Raw genomic sequence first — 22,249 nt, 5'->3', positions numbered from 1 at the left:
GCCGGATACAACACCGGTATCCGGCCACGACCGCGCCTTGCCGGATCGCCGCCCGGACTCCGCCTCGGCTCGACCGCCCTTATAAAACAGGCCCTAGCTTGATCTTTAACCTGTGCGGCGTGGTCGAGGATTCGTTGATTTCTTGCTGGACTTCGGGTTTGTGGTGTCGCTGCTGGTGGCGGTGTGGACGTCGTGGCGGCGGGTGGGTTGGCGGTTGGGTCGTCCGGGTGGCCGTCCCGGGCCTGGTCGGGTGGGTTTCGGTGCACCGGCGGGACAGGCAGTCGTCGGACGGAGGTGACGAAATCCGCGGCGGACGCGGGCCGGGGTGAGCCGTTCGGGTCGGGCTGGTCGTTCCCACGGGTGGCGCAGGTCGGCGGCGAGGGGCCGGGCCAGCCGGAGTTGGGTGTGGGCAGCGATGATCAGCCAGGTCCATCGGTCGGCCGCGTGCGGGTCGCGCAGTTTCGGCACGGTCCAGCCGAGGGTCTGCTTGAACAGCCGGAACGTGTGCTCGATGTCGAAGCGCCGCAGGAACGCCTGCCACAACAGGTTCACCATCGCGATGTCTGGGTCGTCGTCAGGGTCGACCCCGACGCGGGCGGAGCACCACAGCCAGACAGGTTTCGCGGTCGCGCCGGAGGGGAGCCGTTGCACGTCGAGACGCACGACGGTGCCTTCCAGGATGGGTAGTTCGGGGCAGTCGGCCCAGGCAGCGCGGCGGGTAAGGCGTGGGTGCAGCCGGTACCAGGCGCGCGCGGTCGCCGTGCCGTAGAGCCGGGTCTCGGTCACGGTGGTGACATTCGGGGTGTCCCAGCTGGTCGGGTCACCAAAGATGAACTCGGTGCCGTGTCGTGGTGGCCGGCCGCACTGGGGGCCGGGCACCCACGCTTTCGGGGCGCGGCGCAGGACCCGGTCCGAGCGCATCCGGGCCAGGATCCGGACCGGCAGGTCTCGTAGCAGCCAGGCGAGACGGGCCGCGTCGTAGCCGGCGTCCATGACCACCCAGATCGCCAGGTCACCGGGCCGCCGGTGCCCGGCGGCGATGAGGCGACCCACGACGTCACGCACCTGCCCAGCGGTAGCCGCGGCCAGGTCCGCACCCGGGACGAGACGGATGGCGTCCAGCGGGGCGGTCCACGAACTACGCCCGGTTTCCAGGGCGACCAGGAACGAGTACGGCCATCCCGGCACCCCGATGTGCTGGTCCTTGCCACGGCCGTAGGTGTGACACAGGATCCGCTCCGGCACGGTGTGCGCCTCCGGCCGCAGCCAGCAGGTGACATCCACGGCCAGGACAATCCGCCCATCGGCCGCCCGTGGGATCGACGTCGAGGCCACCACCGTCCGCAACCGTTGCACATCGATCCGACCGGCGCCAAGAGCGTCGTACAACGCGCCGTGACCTCGGCGATGCTCCGCCACCAGAGACAACGCCGGCAGCGACCGCACCGGCCCGTCCGCGCACAACACCGCGTCAGCCAACTCGAACAACGCATCAGCTCGGGCGCTCAGACAACGATGCAGTTCCCTACGGAACGTCGCGAGGTCCCCAACCACGCTCTCACGCGTGGCGTCATGCACACTGATCATCCCGCAGCCCTTGATCCCGATCTTCTTCCCTAGACAAGAAGAATGATCAATCAAGGGCTGCGGCCATGATCAGCCGGGGTCGATACAAACCAACCCCAGGTTAAAGATCAAGCTAGTTGACGCTCTCCGGGCGGTCGAGGAAGTGCAGCCGCGCCCGCTTGTCCGGCAGCTCGATCACCGGGCCGGCCCGGAACCCGCTGCGCCGCAGCCGGCGGAGCATCCGGTCGTTGCGCACGTCCGGCTCCATCACGACGCGCCGCCGCCCCGGGTCGGCGAAGACGAACTCCAGGACCGCCCCGAACAACGCGCCGGTGAAGCCCGGCTCGGCGGTGACCGTGGGCCCGACGAGCAGGTGGACGCCGACGTCGCCGGGGCGCACCTCGTAGCAGCCGCCGACCGGATCGGCCCCGGGCTCGTACGTCTGCGTCAGCGCCGCCGGCACACCGTCGCGGTGCACCAGGTACGCGTGGTGGGTGGTCAGCGAATCCAGGTACGCGTAGATCTCGTGCACCCGCTCGCGGCTGGCGTCGCGCATTCCCCAGAACCGGGCCCGGTCCATCGTGACCCAGCCGTGCAGCAGGTCGGCGTCCTCGTCGGGGCGTACCGGCCGGATGGTGACCACCCCGAACCCGGGGACGTCGCGCCGATGGTGCTGTCCGTCAGTGCTCATCCCGCTCCTCGGTGAGGCGGTCCCAGTCGGTGGTCACCGGCAGCAGCTCACCGGTCAGCCACGCGGACTGCTGGTCGTCGTGGTGCTCGTCGCCGGGCACCCCACTGGCACCCAACGGGACCACCCACCGGCTGTCCTGCCGCCGGGCCAGGTCCCAGACGAAACGCGCGGCGGGCCCTCGGAAGCATCCGTGGGTGACCCCGGGAACGCTCGACGTGGCCAGCACGCAGTCGTGGTCGCCGTCGAGCCGTGGGCCGGGCGTGGCGTCCGGGTCGGGCAGGGCCCGCCACGCCACCAGCCGGTGCAGGTCACCCCAGCGCATCGTGCGGTCCGCCGTGCCGGCGACCTCCTCGGCCGCCGCGCGCACCACCGCCGCGGTGTCGACGCCGGGCAGCGGGGCCGCGCCGAGCAGGTGCTCCAGCGCGTAGCCGACCCGCGGGGTCAGCGCCAACCAGGGCGCGAACACCTCGGGGTACGCGGGCGGCTCGGCCAGCGCCGCCAGGGCCGGGTGTGCGGCGATCCGGCGTACGACGGCGGCCCGCAGGAGGGCGAAGTCGGCGGCGTCGGTGCTGTCCGCGTCCATCCGCCGGTCCCAGCGCAGCAGCCGGTCCCGGAGCGCGGCGGCGGCCGGACCGAGCCCGGCACTCCTGTCGAGCACCGCCAGCAGCGCGCCCGCCGAGCCGAGGTACGTGTCGGTGTGGATCGTGGCCATGTCCCCGACCGTGAGGTTCCGGCCGGCGTCGAGCAGTTCGGCGATCCGGCGCGCGCGGTGCGGTGGTGCGAACTCGACGCCGAGCGGCGCCGCCAGAGCGCTCGCGTTGGCCATCACCGCCTGGTCGGTCACCTCGGCGCGGGGCATCGGCGCGTACCAGCCACGCCAGGCGTACGCGGCCTCCCAGGCGGGGACCGGACGCCGGCCGTTGTCCGGGTGCCGCAGCGGCACCGCGCCGGCGACGCGGTGCAGCAGGCCCCCGGCGGTGTCCGCCGCCTGCACCACGTTCACGGGCTCGACCCAGTGCCGCAGGGCATCGTCCACATCGGACACCGTGCGGGCACGCAGCAGCTCCGGTAACGCCGCGAAGCCCAGCTCGCGGCGGACCCGGGGCGGGTAGCGCAGGCTCAGCGCGGCGTCGTCCCCTGGCCCGCCGGCGATCACCGGCCCTCGTTCGGTCTCCACCACCTCGACCGGGACCGGGTCCGCGCCGGCCACCTCGATCGTCTCGACGTGGACGGACGCCTCCTGCCAGCCGTCCGGACCGAGGGCCAGGATCCCGGCGTCGTGCCGGCGCAGCCGCTCGACGTAGACGTCCTGGTAGTCGGCCATCGCGTTGGTGATCGCCCACGCCACCGCGCCGGTGTGGCCGAAGTGCGGGATGCCCGGCACTCCCGGCACCGCCAGCCCCAGCACGTCGTACTCCGGGCAGGCCAGCCGGATCTGCTGGTAGACGCCCGGGTCCTCGAGGATCCGGTGCGGGTCGCCGGCGAGCAGCGCGGCTCCGCTGGCGGTGCGCGAACCGGCGAGCAGCCACCCGTTGCTGCCGGCGACGGCCGGTCCGTCGACGGCGAAGGCCTCGGCCGCCGCCGGGCCGAGGTGCCGCGCGACGTGCTCGCGCCAGAGCTTGCTCGGGAACCCCGCGAAGAGGATGTGGTGCCCCAGCCACACCGCGAGCGGCGTCCACGGCTCCCACCGGCCCGGGGTCGACCCGGTGGCGGCGAACTCCGGCGCTCGGGCCGCGCCGGCGGCGAGACCGGCGTTGACCCCGGCCACGTACGCGCCCACCCACTCGGCGGTCGCCGGGTCCAGGTTGGCGTGACAGCGGCGGGCGGTGTCGTCCAGCCGTACCTGCCGGGCGAAGCGGTCCCAACCGAGCGCGTCGACGCCGAGGAAGGCCGCGCTGGTGCCCTGCGACCGGTGCCGCTCCACCTCGATCTGCCACGCCCGGTCGTACGCGGTCACCCGGCCCTGCGCCGTCGCGAGGGCGAGCGGGTCGTCCGCGCGTATGTGCGGCACGCCCCACGGGTCGCGGAACAGCCGCGTCGTCATGCGGGCTCGGCCGCTCGCCGGCGAGCGGCCGGGACGACCAGCGGGGTGCCGGTCTCCGGGTCGTCGATCACCCGGCAGGGCAGCCCGAACACCTCGGCGACCAGGTCGGCGGTCACCACGTCGCGCGGGTCGCCGGCGGCCACCACCCGACCGTCGCGCATGGCGATGAGGTGGGTGGCGTACCGGGCGGCGTGGTTGAGGTCGTGCAGCACCGCGACCAGCGTGCGGCCCTGCTCCTCGTGCAGCCGGGCACACAGGTCCAGGATCTCGATCTGGTGGGCGATGTCGAGGTACGTGGTCGGCTCGTCGAGCAGCAGCAGCGGTGTCTGCTGGGCCAGCGCCATCGCGATCCAGACGCGCTGCCGCTGGCCGCCGGACAGCTCGTCCACCGGCCGGTCCGCGAGGTCGGCGACCCCGGTGGCGGCCATCGACTCGTCGACGATCCGCTCGTCCTCGCGCGACCACTGCCGCAGCAGACCCTGGTGAGGGTAGCGACCCCGGGCGACCAGCTCGGCGACGCCGATCCCGTCCGGCGCGATCGACGTCTGCGGCAGCAGGCCGAGGGTGCGGGCGACCTTGCGGGCGGGCTGGTCGTGGATGTCCCGGCCGTCCAGCAGTACCGCTCCGGCGCTCGGGCGCAGCATCCGCGACAGCGCGCGCAGGAGCGTCGACTTGCCGCACGCGTTCGGACCGATGATCACCGTGAACGAGCGGTCGGGCACCGCCACGGTCAGGTCCTCGGAGATGGTGCGCCGGTCGTAGGCGAGGGTCAGCGCGGTGCCGCCGAGGCGGGAGGTCATGGGTGCTCCTTGTCCAGGGGTGTTCACAGCCGGCCCGCCCGGCGTTCGACGGCCAGCAGCCAGACCAGGTAGCCGCCGCCGAGCACGCCGGTCACCACGCCGACCGGGAGTTGGTGCCCGGTGAACGCGCGCTGGGCCACCAGGTCGGCGCCGACCAGCAGCGCCGCGCCGACCGCCATCGAGGGCAGCAGGTTCGGCCCGGGCGCACGGGTCAGCCGCTTGGCGACGTGCGGCGCGACGAGCGCGACGAACGACACGGGACCGGCCGCCGCCGCCGCGAACGACACCAGCAGCACCGCCGCGGCGAGCAGCACCAGGCGCATCCCGCGTACCGGCACACCGAGCGCGCTCGCCGTGTCGTCACCCAGCTCCATCATCCGCAGCGCCGGGGCGCAGCCGACGAGCACCAGCGGCGTCAGCACGGCGGTGACGGCCAGCAGCGGCCCGGCGTTGGCCCAGCCCCGCCCGTCCAGGCTGCCGGTGAGCCACAGCACCGCCCGGGCGGCGTCCATCAGCGGGGCCCGGGTCAGCAGGTAGCCGTTGACGCCGGTGAGGATCGCGGCGACGCCGATGCCGACCAGCACGAGCCGGTAGCCGTGCACGCCGCGTCGCCACGCGAGCGCGTAGATCACCAGGCCGGTGCCGAGCCCGCCGACGACCGCCGCGCCGGCCAGGGCCAGGCTGCCGCCGCCGAGGACGACCACCACCAGCGCGCCGGTCGACGCGCCCTGGGTGAAGCCGAGGATGTCCGGGCTGCCCAGCGGGTTGCGGACCAGCGACTGGAACAGCGTGCCGCCCAGCGCCAGCGCCGCGCCGACCAGCAGGGCCGTGACCAACCGCGGCAGGCGCAGCTCGGTCACGATGAACTGCTCCGCCACGCTCCCGCCGCCGGTCAGGGTGCGCAGCACGTCGGTCGGGCCCATCGGGTATTCGCCGCTGCCCATCGCGACCAGGGAGAGCCCGGCGGCGAGCAGCGTCGCGCCGACACCGACGGCCAGGGCTCGGGGGCGGAACCGCACCGACAACCCACCGGGGGTACGGATGACCGCGCTCACGGGTGGGCCACCCGTGAACGGCTGACCAGCCAGAGGAACAGCGGACCGCCCAGCACGGCGGTGACCATGCCGACCTGGAGTTCACCCGGGCGGCCGAGCACCCGGCCCAGCACGTCGGCGCCGAGCAGGAGGACCGGCGCGAGCACCGCGCAGTACGGCAGCAGCCAGCGCAGATCGGGCCCGGTGAGCGCGCGTACCAGGTGCGGCACGAGAAGTCCGACGAAGACGATGGGACCGCAGGCGGCGGTCGCCGCGCCGCAGAGCAGGGTGACCGCGACGATCACGGCGGCCCGGATCACGGCCGGGCGGGCGCCCAGGGCCCGGGCCGCGTCGTCGCCGAGCGCGAGGGCGTTCAGCGGACGGGCCGCGCCGAGGGCGACCAGCAGGCCGACCAGGATGAACGGCGTCACCCGGGCCACCGTCGCGGCGTCGGCGCTGGCCAGCGAGCCGACCGTCCAGAACCGCAACCGGTCCAGCGAGGCGGTGTCCAGCAGCATGACCGCGCTGACGAACGAGTAGAGGGTGGCGTTGAGCGCCGCGCCGGCCAGCGCGAGGCGGGCCGGGGTGGCGCCCCGTCCGCCGCCCACGGCGTAGACCAGCGCGGTGACCAGGGCCGCGCCGAGCAGCGCGAACCAGACGTACCCGCCGATGGCCGTGACGCCCAGGAAGGCGGCGGCGGTGGCCACGGCGGCGGACGCCCCGGCGTTGATGCCGAGCAGCCCGGGGTCGGCGAGGGGATTGCGGGTGAGGGCCTGCATCACGGCGCCGGCCACGCCGAGCGCCGTGCCGGCGAGCAGCCCGAGGAGGGTGCGGGGCAGGCGCATCCGGTGCACCACGGCGTACTCGGTCGCGTCGCGGTGCAGCAGCCCGGACCAGACGTCGGCGAGCGGCAACGACTTCGCGCCCACCGCGATGCTGAGCACCAGGATCACGCCGAGCAGCGCCACGGCGGCGAGCAGTCCGGCGGCGCGGGCCGCATGGCGTCGCTTCGGAACGGGTGCCGCCGGCGCGTCGGGCACCGAGGGTGCCGGTGCGGTGACGGTGGGTGTGGCGTCCAGTGTGGGCTCCGGGAGTGTGGCGACACGGCGAACCGCTGTTGACAATGACCGAGGTTAGGCTAACCTAACCCCGCTGTCCCGGTCGACCCCGGCCTTCCCTTGATCGAAAGACGACACCATGCCCGATGCACTGTCCGCCCGTCGCCTCTCCCGTCGTGGCCTGCTGGCCGCTGGCGGTGCCGCCACGCTGGCCGCGCTGCTCGCCGGCTGCGGCAAGGACGATGCCGCCAAGCCTGCGGGCAGCGACAACGCCGCTGGCCCCTGGTCGTTCACCGACGACCGCACCAAGAAGGTCGAAGCGCCGGCCCGCCCGGCACGCGTGGTGGCCTTCACTGGTGTGGCGGCAGCCCTGGTCGATTTCGGTCTCGACAAGCAGCTCGTCGGCGTGTTCGGCGAGACCAAGCGCGCCGACGGCACGAAGGACCCACAGGCCGGCGACCTGAACGTCGAGACCGTCGAGATCCTCGGCAACGCCTGGGGCGAGTTCAGCCTGGAGAAGTACGCGGCCCTGCGTCCCGAGCTGCTGGTCACGCACATGTACGACCCGGACGCCCTGTGGTACGTGCCGGACGAGAGCAAGGACAAGATCCTGCCGCTCGCGCCCAGCGTGGCGATCACCACCGCCCGGGTGCCGATGACCAAGCCCATCGAGCGGTACGCCGCGCTGGCGGAGTCGCTCGGGGCCGACCTGTCGGCCAAGAAGGTCACCGACGCGAAGGCCCGCTTCGACGCCGCCTCCGACGCCGTCCGCCAGGCCGTCAAGGCCAACCCGGGCATCAGGGTGATGGCCTGCTCCGGCAGCCCCGACCTGTTCTACGTGTCCAACCCCAAGGTCAGCACCGACCTCATGTACTTCGCGGAGCTGGGCGTCGACATCGTGGTGCCGACCAAGCTGGAGGCCGGCGACTACTTCGAGGCGCTGAGCTGGGAGAACGCCGGCAAGTTCCCCGCCGACCTGATCCTGCTGGACAACCGCAGCACCGCGCTGCAGCCCAAGGACCTCACCGCCAAGCCGACCTGGGCGCAGCTCCCCGCCGTCCGGGCCAACCAGGTGACCCCGTGGGACGCGGTGCCCCGTTTCTCGTACGCCGGTGCCGCGCCACTGCTGGAGAACCTCGCCACCGCCATCCGGAACGCGAAGAAGGTCGGCTGACACCATGAGCACGAGCGTCGTCGAACCCGTAGCCCTGCAGTACCGCTTCTTCGCCGCGCACGTCGTGCGGGCCCGTCGGGTCGGCGCCTCGCTGATCCGGGTCACCTTCGGCGGCGCGGAGCTGGTCGACTTCGCCGGCGGCGGCCGGGACCAAAGCGTCTCGCTGTTCCTGCCGCACCCGGGCCAGGACGCCCCGGTCGTTCCGGTCGAGCGCGGCGAGGACTGGTTCGGCGCGTGGCGGGCCCTGCCGCCGGATGTCCGCGCGGTCATGCGCTCGTACACCATTCGGGAACACCGCCCGACGGTCGGCGAGGTGGACATCGACTTCGTCGGCCACGGCGGCACCGGTCCCGCCTCCCGGTGGGCCAGCCTGGCGGTGTCCGGTGACCAGGTGCTGCTGCTCGGCCCGGCGGTCTACGACAACCGCAGCGTCTGCTTCCGCCCACCGGACGACACCGACCTCGTGGTGCTGGCCGCCGACGAGACGGCGCTGCCGGCCACCGCCGGAATCCTTGCCTGGCTGCCCGCCGGCACCCGGGTCCGCGCCTGGATCGAGGTCCCGGACGCCGCCGACATCACCGAGCTGCCCACCGAGGCCGACGCGGAGATCCGCTGGATCGTGCGCGGCAGCACCGCCCCCGGCAGCGATCTGCTGGTCAGTGCGCTGCGCGCCGCCCGGCTTCCCGCCGCCACGCCGTACGCCTGGATCGCCGGCGAGTCCGGTGTGGTGCGGTCGCTGCGCAGGCACCTGGTCGGCGAGCGCGGCTTCGACCGTCGACGGGTGACCTTCGCCGGCTACTGGCGGCGTGGGCTCTCCGAGGAGGACCTGCGCGCCGAGGCGCTGGCCGGCGCCACCGCCTGACCGGCGACACCACCCAACGCAGCACGGCCCCCGGCGCGCGGACGCGCCGGGGGAGGGTTCCGGCTGCCCATCGTCAGAACGTGGAAGGACATCCCGTGACCGTGCCGACGTACCCCGGTGAGACCGACAGGCCCTCGCCGACCGGAGCGCAGGCCGCTCCACAAGCGACCGGAGCGTCGGCTGCGGCGCGGTCGCACCTGCTGCACGACGGTTCCGTCGAGCAGTACCGGCGGGCCATCGCCGACGGCGTCGACCGGGTCGCCCGCCGGGTGGCCACGGTGGACCGGCCCGCGACCGGCGTCGCCCCGGCCGAGCTGGCTCCGCTTGTCGACGGCGTCGACCTGGACCGGCCCCTGGGCGACGCCGGCGCGGCCCTGGACGAGCTGGAGAGCGTCTACCTCCGCGACGCGGTCTGGTTCCACCACCCCCGCTACCTGGCGCACCTCAACTGCCCGGTGGTCATCCCGGCGCTGGTCGGCGAGGCGGTGCTCAGCGCCGTGAACTCCTCCCTGGACACCTGGGACCAGAGCGTCGGCGCGACCCTCATCGAACGTCGGCTGATCGACTGGACCGCCGCCCGGATCGGCCTCGGCCCGGACGCCGACGGCGTGTTCACCAGCGGAGGCAGCCAGTCCAACCTCCAGGCGCTGCTGCTGGCGCGGGAGGAAGCGTGCGCCGAGGCAACCCCGGCGGCACGTCTGGAGCTGCTGCCCCGGCTGCGCGTGCTCACCTCCGTCGCCGGGCACTTCAGCGTCCAGAAGTCCGCCAAGCTCCTCGGTCTCGCCCCGGACGCGGTGATCGCGGTGCCCACCGACGCGCGGCGGCGCATCCAGCCCGCCGCCGTCCGCGAGGAGATCGCCCGGTGCCGGGCGGCCGGACTGGTCCCGATGGCCGTCGTCGGCACCGCCGGCACCACCGACTTCGGCTCCATCGACCCGCTCGCGGAGCTGGCCGAGGTCTGCGCGGCGGCCGGCGTCTGGCTGCACGTCGACGCCGCGTACGGCTGCGGGCTGCTCGTCTCGCCGACGCGCCGGCACCTGCTCGACGGCATCGAGCGAGCCGACTCGGTGACCGTCGACTACCACAAGTCGTTCTTCCAGCCGGTCAGCTCCAGCGCGCTGCTGGTCCGCGACCGGCGGACGCTGCGGCACGCCACCTACCACGCCGACTACCTCAACCCGGCACGGATGGTGGAGCAGCAGATTCCCAACCAGGTCGACAAGAGCCTGCAGACGACCCGCCGTTTCGATGCGCTCAAGCTCTGGCTGACGCTGCGGGTGATGGGCCCGGACGCGCTCGGCGCGCTCTTCGACGAGGTGGTCGACCGGGCGGCGGACGCCTGGCAGCTCGTCAGCGAGGACCCACGCTTCGAGGTGGTGACCCAGTCGCAGTTGAGCACAGTGGTCTTCCGCTACCTGCCCACCGGCCCGGCCCGCGAGCTGGCCGACGCCGCGAACCTGCACGCCCGGGAGGCGCTGGCCGCGTCCGGCCTCGCCGTGGTCGCCGGCACTCGCGTGGACGGCCGGCACTTCCTCAAGTTCACACTGCTCAACCCCGCCACGACCGTCGACGACATCGGCCACGTGCTCGAACTGATCGCCGGCCACGCCGGGCGGTACGTGCGGGACACCATCGCGGCCGACCTGACCTGCCCCGTCGGCTGACCCCGAACCCGCGCCTGGAGAACAAGATGTCCACCCACGATTTCGTCGCCATCGGGCTCGGCCCGTACAACCTGGGCCTGGCCTGTCTCACCGCGCCGATCGACGAGCTGGACGGGGTGTTCCTGGAGGCTCGGGCCAGCCTCGCCTGGCACCCCGGCATGCTGCTGGAGTCGGCCCGGTTGCAGACCCCGTTCATCGCCGACCTGGTCAGCCTCGCCGACCCCACCTCGCCGTACTCGTTCCTCAACTACCTCAAGGAGATCGGCCGGCTCTACCCGTTCTACATCCGGGAGAGCTTCTACCCGCTGCGCAGTGAGTACGACGCGTACTGCCGGTGGGCGGCGGCGAAGCTGCCGAACGTGCGCTTCGGCCAGACGGTGACCACCGTCGAGTACGACAGCGCCGACGAGCGGTACGTGGTGCGGGCCACCACCGGCGGGTCCGAGACCGTCGAGTACCGGGCTCGGCACCTGGTGCTCGGCACCGGCACGCCGCCGCACCTGCCGGCGGCCGTCGCCGGGCTGCCCGGGGACGCCGTGCACAACTCGCGCTACCTGGAGCACCGGGACGCGCTGCGGGCCAAGCGCAGCATCACCGTCGTGGGCAGCGGGCAGAGCGCCGCCGAGATCTACCACGACCTGCTCGGCGACATCGACAGGTACGGCTACCAGCTCAACTGGGTCACCCGCTCGCCCCGGTTCTTCCCGCTGGAATACACCAAGCTGACGCTGGAGATGACCTCACCGGACTACGTGGACTACTTCCACGCGCTACCGGAGGAGACCCGCTACCGGCTGGAATCCGAGCAGAAGGGCCTGTTCAAGGGGATCAACGCCGACCTGATCAACGACATCTTCGACCTGCTCTACGCGCACAGCGTCCACGGTCCGGTGAACACGCGGCTGATCACCAACACCGAACTGGTCGACGCCGCGCACCGCGACGGCGAGTACACGCTCGGGTTGCGACACGTCGAGCAGGAGCGGGACTTCACCCTGCGCACCGAGGGTCTGGTCCTGGCCACCGGCTACCACTACCGGGTGCCGACGTTCCTCGAACCGGTCCACGACCGCATCCGCTGGGACGCGCACGGCCGCTTCGACGTGGCCCGCAACTACAGCATCGACCACGACGGGCGGGGCATCTTCCTGCAGAACGCGGGCACCCACACGCACAGCATCACCTCGCCCGACCTGGGCATGGGCGCGTACCGCAACTCCTGGATCATCCGCGAACTGCTCGGCCGGGAGCACTACCCGATCGAGAAGAGCATCGCCTTCCAGGAGTTCGGAGCGGTCTCGTGAGCGTCGTCTTCACCCGCGTCGACGACGGGCTCGGTGAGTTCGCCCTGCGTACCCTCGATCCGGAGGCCGACGCCGCGCTCCTGCACCGCTGGGTGACCCACCCGAGGTCGGCGTTCTGGCTGATGCAGGACGCCGACGAGGCGCAGGTCGTCGAGGAGTACCGGCGCATCGCCGCGCACCCGCACCACGACGCGTACCTCGGTCTGTGGCGGGGCAGCCCGGCCTTCCTGGCCGAGCGCTACGACCCGGCGCACGTCGAACTGGTCGGCCTCTACGACCACCAACCCGGTGACGTCGGCATGCACTTCCTCTGCGCGCCCGCGGGCACTCCCGTGCACGGCTTCACCCGCGCGGTGATCCGTACCGTCATGGCGTGGCTCTTCGCCGACCCGGCCACCGGGCGCGTGATGGTCGAGCCGGACGTGCGCAACACCGCCGTGCACGCGCTGAACGCCGTCGTCGGCTTCGAGGTCGTCGGCCCGGTCACCAAGCCGGAGAAGGAGGCGCTGCTCAGCGTCTGCACCCGCGCCCAGTTCCAGGCCGCCACCGAGCCGGCCGCCGCCACCGCAGCAGAAGGAGCCCCGGCGTGACCACCACCACCGCCGTCCCCACCTCGCCGACCGTCGCCGGCCCGGCCACCCCGGGCGACCCCGTCGCGCACCTCACCCCGCAGCGCTGGGCGCGGGCCAACCGGATGCTGGTCCGCAAGGCGCTCGCCGAATTCACCCACGAACGGCTGCTCACCCCGGCGCCCGTGCCGGGCCCCGACGACCGCCAGTGGTACGAGGTCCGCAGCGACGACGGCACCGTCACCTACCGGTTCGCCGCCCGGGTGCTCGCCCTGGCCCACTGGCAGATCGACGCGGACAGCATCACCCGACACCGCGACGGCACGTCGGTGCCACCCGACGCGGTGGACCTGATCGTCGAGCTGCGCGGCACCCTCGGGCTCTCCGCGCGGGTACTCCCGGTCTATCTGGAGGAGATCACCTCCACCCTCGCCGGTACGGCGTACAAGCTGTCCCAGGGTGCGCCGAGCGCCGCCGACCTGGCCGGGGCCGACTTCCAGACCATCGAGACATCCATGACCGAGGGCCACCCCTGCTTCGTGGCCAACAACGGCCGGCTCGGCTTCGGCGTCGACGAGTACCACCGCTACGCCCCGGAGACCGCCACGCCGGTACGCCTGGAGTGGCTGGCCGCCCACCGCGACCACTCGACGTTCAGCAGCGCCACCGACCTCGACTACGACGCGCTCATCGCCGGCGAGCTGGATGCCGACACCCGAGCCCGGTTCGCGGCCACGATGACCGGCCTCGGCCTCGACCTCGCCGACTACCACCTCATCCCGGCGCACCCGTGGCAGTGGTGGAACAAGCTGGCCGTCACGTTCGCGGGGGAGTTGGCCGAACGCCGGCTGGTGCACCTCGGCCCCGGTCCCGACTCGTACCTGGCGCAGCAGTCCATCCGTACCTTCTTCAACGTCACCGAGCCCGGCCGGCACTACGTCAAGACCGCGCTGTCGGTGCTGAACATGGGCTTCATGCGCGGGCTGTCGGCGGCGTACATGGCCGCCACCCCCGCCATCAACGACTGGCTGGCCGACCTGATCGCCGGCGACGAGGTGCTGACCGGCACGGGCCTGACCGTCATCCGGGAGCGGGCCGCGGTCGGTTACCGGCACCGGCAGTACGAGGCGGCCACCGAGCGGACCTCCCCGTACCGCAAGATGCTCGCCGCGCTGTGGCGGGAGAGCCCGGTGCCGAATCTGGCCCCGGGGGAGCGACTGTCCACGATGGCCGCGCTGCTGCACGTCGACGACGACGGCGGCTCGCTGGCGGCGGCGCTGATCGACCGGTCGGGCCTCGCGCCCGAGGTGTGGCTGCGCCGCTACCTGGACGCCTACCTGACTCCGCTGCTGCACAGCTTCTACGCCCACGACCTGGCCTTCATGCCGCACGGCGAGAACGTCATCCTGGTCCTCGACGAGCACCACACCGTCCAGCGGGTGATCTTCAAGGACATCGCCGAGGAGATCGCGGTGTTGAGCGCCGACGTCGAGTTGCCGGCCGAGGTGGAGCGCATCCGCGTGGACGTGCCCGACGACACCAAGCTGCTGACGATCTTCACCGACGTGGTCGACTGCTTCCTGCGCCACCTCAACGCCGTCCTCGTCGAGGCCGGGGTGCTCACCGAGGATGCCTTCTGGGGCACGGTGGCGGCCTGCGCCGCGGACTACTTCGAGCGGGTGCCGCACCTCGCCGAGCGCGTACGCCACTACGACCTGTTCGCCCCCGAGTTCGCGCTGTCCTGCCTCAACCGCCTCCAGCTCCGCGACAACCAGCAGATGATCGACCTGGCCGACCCGTCGGCCGCCCTGCAGTTCGTCGGCACCCTCACGAATCCGCTGGCCCCGCACGCCCCGGCCCGCTGAACACGGCGGATGTACGCGTGCCCGCGCGGTGGACGCCGCCGCGCGGGCCTGGCCGGCCTACCGGTAGTCGGCGAAGATCCGGCGCTCCACGCCGTCGACGGTCACCGGGCCGCCGTGGGGGAGGATCCACTGCGGTCTGGTGTGGCCGAACGGAACGCCGACGCAGACGACCGCCTCGGGGTTGTAGCGGCGCACCACGTCGACGACGATGTCGCGCTGCTGCTCGCGTAGGCCGGTCCGTTCCTCGGCCGTGGGTCTGCGGGTGAAGTCGGAGACCGGGGGACGGGCGACCAGGACCGCGTCGACGGCGACCAGGAGACCGCGTTCACCCAGCGCGCGGACGATCCAGCCGACCTCGCGCGCGGGCAGGAGCTCCTCCGATGTCTCGATGATCAGCACACCGCCGTGCAGGATCTCCGGCGAGAACGGGAAACGTCCCGCCGTGAGGGTCCACTGGAGGACCTCCAGGCAGCCACCCCAGGTGGGGCCGGTGACCGCGCGGCGCGGGCCGTGCCAACTCCACGGCTCGGTCGGCTCGCGTTCCCCGTACGACTGCAACGCCCGCGGCGAAGGATGGCGACAGGACCGCGATGCGGTCGCCGGGACGCGCCTTCGGGGGACGAACAAGATCGTGCTTCATCCCGGGATTCCATAGGCGACACCCGTCGGCGCGCACCCCGTTTCGGGGGCTGGTGTTATCGATAACACGAGGCGATCAGCCATCCCACCCTCTCCTCGTCGGACCTGATCTCCCTGCTCAGAACAGGTGCACAGCGAGCTGTAATAGTTAGAACCTTGAATTCGTGCGCCATCGAGCCGTAACATGCCGAACACGGATGTGAACGCTAACGTTCGGACCCCTGCATCCTGCCGAGCCCGTCCCGCCCGGTTGTCGTCCCATCGCCGGTAGCGCTCATTTGGAGGTCCCATGTCGTCCCTGCCCCTCAGCCGACGCCGCGTATTGCAGGCGGCCGGCGCCACCGCCGTGCTCTCCGCGACCGGCGCCACGACGCTCGGCGCGGGCCCTGCCGCCGCCGCGGTGGTGCCGCCAGCGCGGGCGGACATCGGCGTCGCCGCCTACGCCTTCGACCCCGGTCAGGTGCGACTGACCAGCGGCCGTTGGTTCGACAACCAGAACCGTACGTTGAACTACCTGCGCTTCGTCGACGTCGACCGCATGCTCTACAACTTCCGCGCCAACCACCGGCTGTCCACGAACGGCGCTGCCACCAACGGTGGGTGGGACGCGCCGAACTTCCCGTTCCGCACCCACATGCAGGGGCACTTCCTGACCGCGTGGTCCCATGCCTATGCGGTGCTGGGCGACACCACCTGCCGGGACAAGGCGAACTACATGGTCGCCGAGATGGCCAAGTGCCAGGCGAACAACGGCGCGGCCGGCTTCTCGGCCGGCTATCTGTCCGGCTTCCCGGAGTCGGACTTCGCCGCGCTCGAGGCGCGGACGCTGTCCAACGGCAACGTGCCCTACTACTGCATCCACAAGACGCTCGCCGGCCTGCTCGACGTGTGGCGTTACACCGGCAACACCCAGGCCCGTACGGTGCTGCTGGCCCTCGCCGGCTGGGTCGACACCCGCACGTCCCGGCTCAGCTCCAGCCAGATGCAGTCGATGCTGGGCACCGAGTTCGGCGGCATGAACGACGTGCTGACGGACGTCTACCAGATGACCGGTGACAGCCGGTGGCTCACGACGGCCCAGCGGTTCGACCACGCCGCGGTGTTCAACCCCCTGGCCAACAACCAGGACCAGCTCAACGGTCTGCACGCCAACACGCAGGTGCCCAAGTGGATCGGCGCCGCCCGCGAGTTCAAGGCCACGGGGACCACCCGCTACCGGGACATCGCCAGCAACGCGTGGAACATCACCGTGGGCGCGCACTCCTACGTGATCGGTGGCAACAGCCAGGCCGAGCACTTCCGGGCGCCCAACGCGATCGCCGGGTACCTGAGCAACGACACCTGCGAGCAGTGCAACACCTACAACATGCTCAAGCTGACCCGCGAGCTGTGGCTGCTCGACCCGAACCGGGTCGACTACTTCGACTTCTACGAGCGCGCGATGATCAACCACCTGATCGGCGCGCAGAACCCGGCCGACAGTCGCGGTCACATCACCTACTTCACCCCACTCAAGCCCGGCGGACGGCGGGGCGTGGGCCCGGCGTGGGGCGGCGGCACCTGGAGCACCGACTACAACTCGTTCTGGTGCTGCCAGGGCACCGGCCTGGAGATCAACACGAAGTTGATGGACTCGGTCTACTTCTACAACGGCACGACCCTGACGGTGAACCTCTTCGTGCCGTCGGAGCTGAACTGGTCGCAGCGCGGCATCACGGTCACCCAGAGCACCACGTACCCCGTGAGCGACACCACCACCCTCACGCTCTCCGGCACGATGAGTGGCTCGTGGAGCATCCGGGTGCGCATCCCGGCGTGGACGAGCGGCGCGACCATCAGCGTCAACGGTGTGGCGGAGTCCGTCACCACGACGCCGGGCAGCTACGCCACCATCACCCGCACCTGGGCCGCCGGCGACACCGTCACCGTTCGACTGCCGATGCGAGTGGTCATGCGGGCCGCGAACGACAATCCCAGCGTCGCCGCCGCCACGTACGGCCCGAGTGTGCTCTGCGGCAACTACGGCAACACCACGCTCAACGCGTTGCCGTCCCTCGTGGTCTCGTCGGTCGCGCGGACGAGCACCAGCTCGCTCGCGTTCACCGCCACCGCGAACGGGTCCACCGTCAACCTCGCGCCGTTCCAGGACGCCCACGGCTACAACTACACGGTCTACTGGAACACCAGCGGCAGCAGCGGTGGAGGCAGCTACCGGCTGGTCAACGTCGGCAGCGGGATGGTCCTGGGCATCCAGAACATGTCCACCGCCGACGGCGGGCTCGCTCTGCAGTGGGACGACAGCGGCACCGCCGACCACAACTGGGTCATGATCACCGACGGCAGCGCCGTCCGGTTCCGCAACGTCAACAGCGGCAAGGTCCTCGGTGTGGAGAACATGTCCACGGCCGACAACGCCCGCGTCCTGCAGTGGTCGGACAACGGCACCGCCGACCACCGGTGGACCCTCGTCGACAACGGCGACGGCACCTACAAGATCCGCAACGTCAACAGCGGCAAGCTGCTCGGCATCCTGAACAACTCGACCGCTCGTGGCGCGCAGGCCGTGCAGGACCCGGACAACGGCAGCGCGGACAACCGCTGGCGGTTGGTGGCTAACGCCTAGACGGCGGGACTGGCCCACCCTGCCACCATGTCGAGGAGCGGTATACCTCAGAGGAATATTTATTCCTCTGAGGTATACCGCTCACCACCGCGTCCGCCCCCGAACGAGGTGACCGACGGTGACCGCGCTCAGTCGGCTGCTCCCGCGCGCCGGAACGCGCGGGCCAGCTCGGTCAGGTCGAGACCCTCGAAGTGGCGCAGGAACCGCCGGCGTACGGCCGCCAGGTGGCTGGGCCAGGACTCCTGAAGGCGGGCGAAGCCCGCGTCGGTGAGCACCGCGTTCCAGCCGCGGGCGTCCTCCTCGCACCGTTCCCGCTTGACCAGCCCCTGGCTCTCCAGCCGGATGATCGTCCGGGTCATGCCGCTCAGCGAGAGATAGCAGGCCGTGGCGAGTTCGTGCATCCGCATCCGCCGGTCCGGGGCCTCGGAGAGGTTCATCAGGGCGGTGTACTCGGTCAGCGGCAGCTGGCGATCACCGACCATGTCAGCGTCGATCGTGCGTGGCACCACGTACATCACCTGGCCCAGGGCGCGGACCAGCGCCTCCTCGTCGGGTTCGAGGGGTCGCAGAGCCTCGGGGCGGGGATCGGGCATTCCGCAAGCATAGTTGCTTGATTGAGCAATTGCTTACTCAGCGTGTGAGCACGGTCATGGGAAGCCCATTTGCTTGACGAAGCAAGGAGAGGCTAGCGTTCCCGCGTCAGGTTCGGACAACAACCGAAAGGCGCAGCCATGACCAGGATCGGGATCATCCTCGGAAGCACCCGCCCGGGGCGTAACGGCGAAGCCGTCGCCCGCTGGGTCCACGAAATCGCCCAGCAGCGCACCGACGCGCAGTTCGAGCTGATCGACCTGCTCGACTACAAGCTGCCGCACCTCGACGAGGCGATGCCGCCGGCGATGGGTCAGTACAGCCAGCCGCACACGCAGCGCTGGGCCGAGACCATCGCGTCGTTTGACGGCTTCGTGATGGTGACGCCGGAGTACAACCACTCGACCTCGGGCGTCCTGAAGAACGCCATCGACTTCCTCTACAACGAGTGGAACAACAAGGCCGTCGGGTTCGTCAGCTACGGCTCCCTCGGTGGCGCCCGCGCCGTCGAGCACCTGCGCCTGATCGCCGGTGAGCTGCAGATGGCCGACGTGCGTTCGCAGGTCGCGCTCTCGCTCTACACCGACTTCGAGAACTTCAGCACCTTCAAGCCCGGCGACCAGCACCTTCAGGCGCTGACCACCACCCTGGACCAGGTCGTGGCCTGGAGCGCCGCTCTCGCGCCGCTGCGCCAGGGCTGACCCTTCCCGGTACGCCTCGAGACGGCCGCGGGACTCGCTCCCGCGGCCGTCGGCGTACCCACCGCCGGCGTCGCGCACGATAGCCTCGGCGGGATGAGCAACGCGCCCCGGCTGGCCCGGGCCCCGCTGTGGCGGGACCGCTCCTTCGGCACGTACTGGATCGCACAGTCGCTCTCCGCGGCGGGTGACGCGTTCGCCTACCTGGCGGTGCCACTGCTGGTGTTGCAGGCGACCGGATCGGTGGCGCAGATGGGCCTGCTCACCGCCGTCGCGGGCGCGGCGTCCGTGGCGGCCGGCGTCTTCGGCGGGGTGCTGGTCGACAGGTACGACCGCCGTACGCTGATGATCGTCGCGGACCTGGTCCGGCTGGTCCTCTACGGTCTCGTGCCCCTCGTCTGGCTCGCCGGCCCGCGCGTCTGGCTCCTCTTCGTCGTGCTGCCGATCTGCGAGGCGGCCGGCATGCTGTTCCAGGTCGCGGCGGTGACCGCCGTCCGCAATCTCGTTGACGCCGACCGGATCACCGAGGCCAACGGCCGGCTCCAGGCGACGTTCGCGGCCACCGCCGTCCTCGGGCCGCTGCTCGCCGGAGTGGTGTCGGCCCGCTTCGGCCCGGCCACCGCCATCGCCGTCAACGCGGCGAGCTTCGCGCTCTCGGCTGCCGGCCTGCGGCTGGTCCGGCTGCGCGCCGCCCGGCCAGCAGACGCCCCGGAGGTGCCCCGGGGCAGCCCGCTGGCCGAGTTCCTGGCCGGAGCGCGGTTCCTGTGGCGACAGCCCGTGCTCCGCGCGCTGACCGTCCTGCTGTCGGTGTTCGTCTTCCTGGTCTACGGCTTCACCGACGTGCTGATCTACCACGTGACACACGACCTGGGCGGGAGCGAGGGGACGGTCGGCACCGTACTCGGCCTGGCGGCGCTGGGCACTGTCGCCGGGGCGCTGCTGGTGGCCCCGCTGCGTCGTCGGCGCGGCTTCGGCACGACGTGGATCGGCGCGCACGCCGTCTGCGGGTTCGCGGTGGCGGGCGTCGGCGCGGCGACGACGGTGCCGGCGGTCACCGCCCTGACCGCCGTGTACCTGTGCTGCCTCAGCATCGGCGGGATCTGCTCGATGTCACTGCGCCAGGAGATCACTCCCGACCATCTGCTCGGCCGGGTCACCTCGGCGTTCTGGAGCACGCACTACGCTCTCGGGCCGGCCGGCGCGGCGATCATGACCTGGACGGCCGGCCGGTACGGCGTACCGGCGGTGGCGCTCGTCGCCGGAGCGGGTTGCCTGCTGGTGGCGGTCGGCGGGCTGTTCACCCCGATCCGCCGCGCGGGCACCGAGCCGGCCGCCGACCCACGCGGGCTCGGACCGACACCGGCCGTGGGCACGACCGGCGGCTGAGGCGCGCTGCCGGCGGGGAGTCAGAACTCCAGGTACATGACGTGCAGGCCGACCCGGCCGAGGGTCCGGTGGCGGAACGCGCCCGGCACGGTGCCGACCACGTCGAAGCCCTCGCGCCGGTACAGCTCGACCGCCGTCCGGTTCGTCTCCACCACGGCGTTGAACTGCATGCCGGCGTACCCCTGGTCGCGCGCCCAGGTCAGGGCGTCGCGGCACAGCGCGGTGCCCACGCCCCGGCCACGCGCGTCGGCGGCGACCAGGAAGCTGGCGGTGGAGACGTGCGCGCCGGGCCCGGGCCGGTTGGCGCCCATCTTCGCGCTTCCGAGCACCCGCCCGCCGTCCACCGCGACGACGGTCCGCCCGGGCGGGGTCTCCACCCAGATGTCGTACGCCTCGTCAGCGGTCATCCGGGGGTCGTAGGTGAAGGTCTCCTGTGCCCGGATGACGTCCTCGACGATCGGCCACACCTGCGACCAGTCCTGGTCGGCGAACGTACGGATCAACACTGGCGCAGGCTACGCAGGACGGGCTGGCGGAGCAACGGGTTTGCGCGGCCCAGGTCGGCCGGCCCCGTCACGAGGCGGTGCCGGCTCGCCGGGCGCGGGGTGTCGACGTCGCCGTGTCGCGCGGTCGGCCCGCCACCGGCCCGGAGGTGTCCCGGCGGATCAGCTCGGCGGGGAGCACCTCGATCCGGGGCGTCGGCGCGGCCGTCCCGAGCACCAGCGACATCGCCCGCACTCCCATGTCGACGAGGGGGAGCCGCACCGTCGTCAACGCGGGCGTGACGTCGCGGGCGATCGGCATGTCGTCGAAGCCGACGACGGAGATCTGCCCCGGTACGGCGAGCGAGCGGGCCCGCAGGGTGGCGAGCGCGCCGATGGCCATCGAGTCGTTGAGCGCCACGATCGCGGTCAGCTCCGGATCGGCGTCGAGCAGCCGGGCGGTGGCCTCCGCGCCGCCGTCGCGGTCGAACTCGGCGTACCGGACCCGCCGCTCGGGCAGGTCGAGGCCGTACGCGGTGAGGGCCTGCCGGAGCCCGGCCAGCCGATCGGTGGTGGTGGTGAGGATGCGCGGGCCGGCGACCACGCCGATCGCCCGGTGGCCCAGCTCGCAGAGTGCGCGGCCGGCGAGGTCGCCGCCGGCCCGGTTGTCGGGCATGACGGCGTCGCCGGAGTGCTCGTGGCGGCCGATGACCGCGACCCGCCCGCCGGTCGCCTCGTACGCCGCCAGCTTCTCGTTGAGCTGTCGGGTGAAAGCATCGTCGTGGTAGCCGGACCCGGCGAGGATCAGCGCCGCCACCTGGTGGCCGCGCAGCAGTTCCACGTACTCCAGCTCGCGATCCGGGTCGCGGTAGCTGTTGCAGATCATCAGCAGCCGGCCCTGGTCGGTGGCGACCCTCTGCAGCCCGCGCGTGATCTCGGCGAAGTACGGGTCGGAGACGTCGTGCACGATCACGCCGACCGCGCTGCGGTGCGAGCGGGCCAGCAACTGGGCGTGCGCGTTCGGCACGTACTGCAACTCGGCCACGGCCGCGAGGACGCGCTCGCGCAGCTCGTCGGTGACGGGTTTGCTGCTGCCGTTGATGACGCGTGAGGCCGTGGCGGGTGAGACGCCCGCGCGCCGCGCCACGTCGGACAGGGTCGCCATGGCCCGCCCCCTCGGTCTGTTGACGGCGTTTCGC

The 22,249-nt window shown here is 72.0% G+C and carries 18 protein-coding genes and 1 pseudogene; 9 read left to right on the top strand and 10 right to left on the bottom strand.

The features are described from left to right. Nucleotides 1-105: 105 nt before the first annotated feature. From ABZV06_RS12145 to ABZV06_RS12120, 6 genes are all read right to left on the bottom strand, one after another. Nucleotides 106-1,587 carry an NF041680 family putative transposase gene (locus ABZV06_RS12145; protein WP_355620815.1) on the bottom strand — a complete coding sequence of 494 codons (1,482 nt, stop codon included), beginning with the start codon at nt 1,585-1,587 and terminating at the stop codon, nt 106-108. Nucleotides 1,588-1,699: 112 nt separating this feature from the next. Next, complete coding sequence (locus ABZV06_RS12140) at nt 1,700-2,257, bottom strand: GNAT family N-acetyltransferase (RefSeq protein ID WP_355620812.1); 558 nt, start codon at nt 2,255-2,257, stop codon at nt 1,700-1,702. Next, complete coding sequence (locus ABZV06_RS12135; protein ID WP_355620809.1) at nt 2,247-4,301, bottom strand: penicillin acylase family protein; 2,055 nt, start codon at nt 4,299-4,301, stop codon at nt 2,247-2,249. Before ABZV06_RS12135 ends, ABZV06_RS12140 begins: the two co-directional genes overlap by 11 nt. Beyond that, nucleotides 4,298-5,101: an ABC transporter ATP-binding protein gene (locus tag ABZV06_RS12130; RefSeq protein WP_355620806.1), complete on the bottom strand. Its 804-nt coding sequence runs from the start codon at nt 5,099-5,101 to the stop codon at nt 4,298-4,300. The genes ABZV06_RS12135 and ABZV06_RS12130 overlap by 4 nt, the downstream gene beginning before the upstream one ends. 23 nt (nt 5,102-5,124) lie before the next feature. Further along, nucleotides 5,125-6,156: an iron chelate uptake ABC transporter family permease subunit gene (locus ABZV06_RS12125; RefSeq protein WP_355620803.1), complete on the bottom strand. Its 1,032-nt coding sequence runs from the start codon at nt 6,154-6,156 to the stop codon at nt 5,125-5,127. Then, entirely contained in the window at nt 6,153-7,103 is a 951-nt protein-coding gene (locus ABZV06_RS12120; RefSeq protein WP_355246760.1) for an iron chelate uptake ABC transporter family permease subunit, read from the bottom strand. Before ABZV06_RS12120 ends, ABZV06_RS12125 begins: the two co-directional genes overlap by 4 nt. Nucleotides 7,104-7,332: 229 nt before the next feature. Here ABZV06_RS12120 and ABZV06_RS12115 point away from each other — a divergent pair, with 229 nt between their 5' ends. From ABZV06_RS12115 to ABZV06_RS12090, 6 genes are all read left to right on the top strand, one after another. Next, a complete protein-coding gene (locus ABZV06_RS12115; RefSeq protein WP_355246602.1) occupies nt 7,333-8,367 on the top strand; it encodes an ABC transporter substrate-binding protein in 1,035 nt (344 codons plus the stop codon). 4 nt (nt 8,368-8,371) lie between these two features. Beyond that, nucleotides 8,372-9,229 carry a siderophore-interacting protein gene (locus ABZV06_RS12110; protein WP_355620800.1) on the top strand — a complete coding sequence of 286 codons (858 nt, stop codon included), beginning with the start codon at nt 8,372-8,374 and terminating at the stop codon, nt 9,227-9,229. 95 nt (nt 9,230-9,324) lie between these two features. Then, on the top strand, nt 9,325-10,893 hold the full coding sequence (locus ABZV06_RS12105; protein ID WP_355620797.1) for an aspartate aminotransferase family protein: 1,569 nt from the start codon (nt 9,325-9,327) through the stop codon (nt 10,891-10,893). 26 nt (nt 10,894-10,919) lie between these two features. Continuing rightward, nucleotides 10,920-12,197, top strand: coding sequence for a lysine N(6)-hydroxylase/L-ornithine N(5)-oxygenase family protein (locus ABZV06_RS12100; RefSeq protein ID WP_355620794.1), 1,278 nt, complete (start codon nt 10,920-10,922; stop codon nt 12,195-12,197). Then, the gene (locus tag ABZV06_RS12095) at nt 12,194-12,787 is read left to right on the top strand and encodes a GNAT family N-acetyltransferase (RefSeq protein WP_355620791.1); all 594 of its coding nucleotides are present in this window, start codon (nt 12,194-12,196) and stop codon (nt 12,785-12,787) included. The genes ABZV06_RS12100 and ABZV06_RS12095 overlap by 4 nt, the downstream gene beginning before the upstream one ends. Before the next feature lie 104 nt (nt 12,788-12,891). Further along, nucleotides 12,892-14,631, top strand: coding sequence for an IucA/IucC family siderophore biosynthesis protein (locus ABZV06_RS12090; protein ID WP_355620827.1), 1,740 nt, complete (start codon nt 12,892-12,894; stop codon nt 14,629-14,631). Nucleotides 14,632-14,688: 57 nt separating this feature from the next. On the opposite strand, the pseudogene ABZV06_RS12085 reads toward ABZV06_RS12090, so the two are convergent. After that, a pseudogene (locus ABZV06_RS12085) lies at nt 14,689-15,198 on the bottom strand (LD-carboxypeptidase); the annotation flags it as partial. A gap of 361 nt (nt 15,199-15,559) precedes the next feature. Between ABZV06_RS12085 and ABZV06_RS12080 the strand changes: the two are divergent. Further along, entirely contained in the window at nt 15,560-17,893 is a 2,334-nt protein-coding gene (locus ABZV06_RS12080) for a beta-L-arabinofuranosidase domain-containing protein (protein ID WP_355246616.1), read from the top strand. Between the two features lie 128 nt (nt 17,894-18,021). On the opposite strand, the gene ABZV06_RS12075 is transcribed toward ABZV06_RS12080, so the two are convergent. Then, the gene (locus ABZV06_RS12075; RefSeq protein WP_355246618.1) at nt 18,022-18,486 is read right to left on the bottom strand and encodes a MarR family transcriptional regulator; all 465 of its coding nucleotides are present in this window, start codon (nt 18,484-18,486) and stop codon (nt 18,022-18,024) included. Nucleotides 18,487-18,624: 138 nt separating this feature from the next. Between ABZV06_RS12075 and ABZV06_RS12070 the strand changes: the two genes are divergently transcribed. Next, nucleotides 18,625-19,185 (top strand): NAD(P)H-dependent oxidoreductase, encoded by a 561-nt coding sequence (locus ABZV06_RS12070; protein ID WP_355246621.1) that lies wholly within the window; start codon nt 18,625-18,627, stop codon nt 19,183-19,185. Between the two features lie 93 nt (nt 19,186-19,278). After that, nucleotides 19,279-20,568 carry an MFS transporter gene (locus tag ABZV06_RS12065; RefSeq protein WP_355246624.1) on the top strand — a complete coding sequence of 430 codons (1,290 nt, stop codon included), beginning with the start codon at nt 19,279-19,281 and terminating at the stop codon, nt 20,566-20,568. Between the two features lie 20 nt (nt 20,569-20,588). Here the strand turns inward: ABZV06_RS12065 and ABZV06_RS12060 are convergent, their stop codons facing one another. Together ABZV06_RS12060 and ABZV06_RS12055 are read right to left on the bottom strand one after the other, a co-directional pair. Continuing rightward, complete coding sequence (locus ABZV06_RS12060; protein WP_355620788.1) at nt 20,589-21,074, bottom strand: GNAT family N-acetyltransferase; 486 nt, start codon at nt 21,072-21,074, stop codon at nt 20,589-20,591. Nucleotides 21,075-21,141: 67 nt separating this feature from the next. Then, nucleotides 21,142-22,215, bottom strand: a complete 1,074-nt coding sequence (locus ABZV06_RS12055; protein WP_355620785.1) for a LacI family DNA-binding transcriptional regulator — start codon at nt 22,213-22,215, stop codon at nt 21,142-21,144. Nucleotides 22,216-22,249 lie beyond the last annotated feature (34 nt).

Origin of the sequence: Micromonospora sp. NPDC005172 (assembly GCF_040608555.1) — a bacterium.
Lineage (GTDB): Bacteria > Actinomycetota > Actinomycetes > Mycobacteriales > Micromonosporaceae > Micromonospora.
This window is presented reverse-complemented; position numbering and strand designations above follow the sequence as displayed.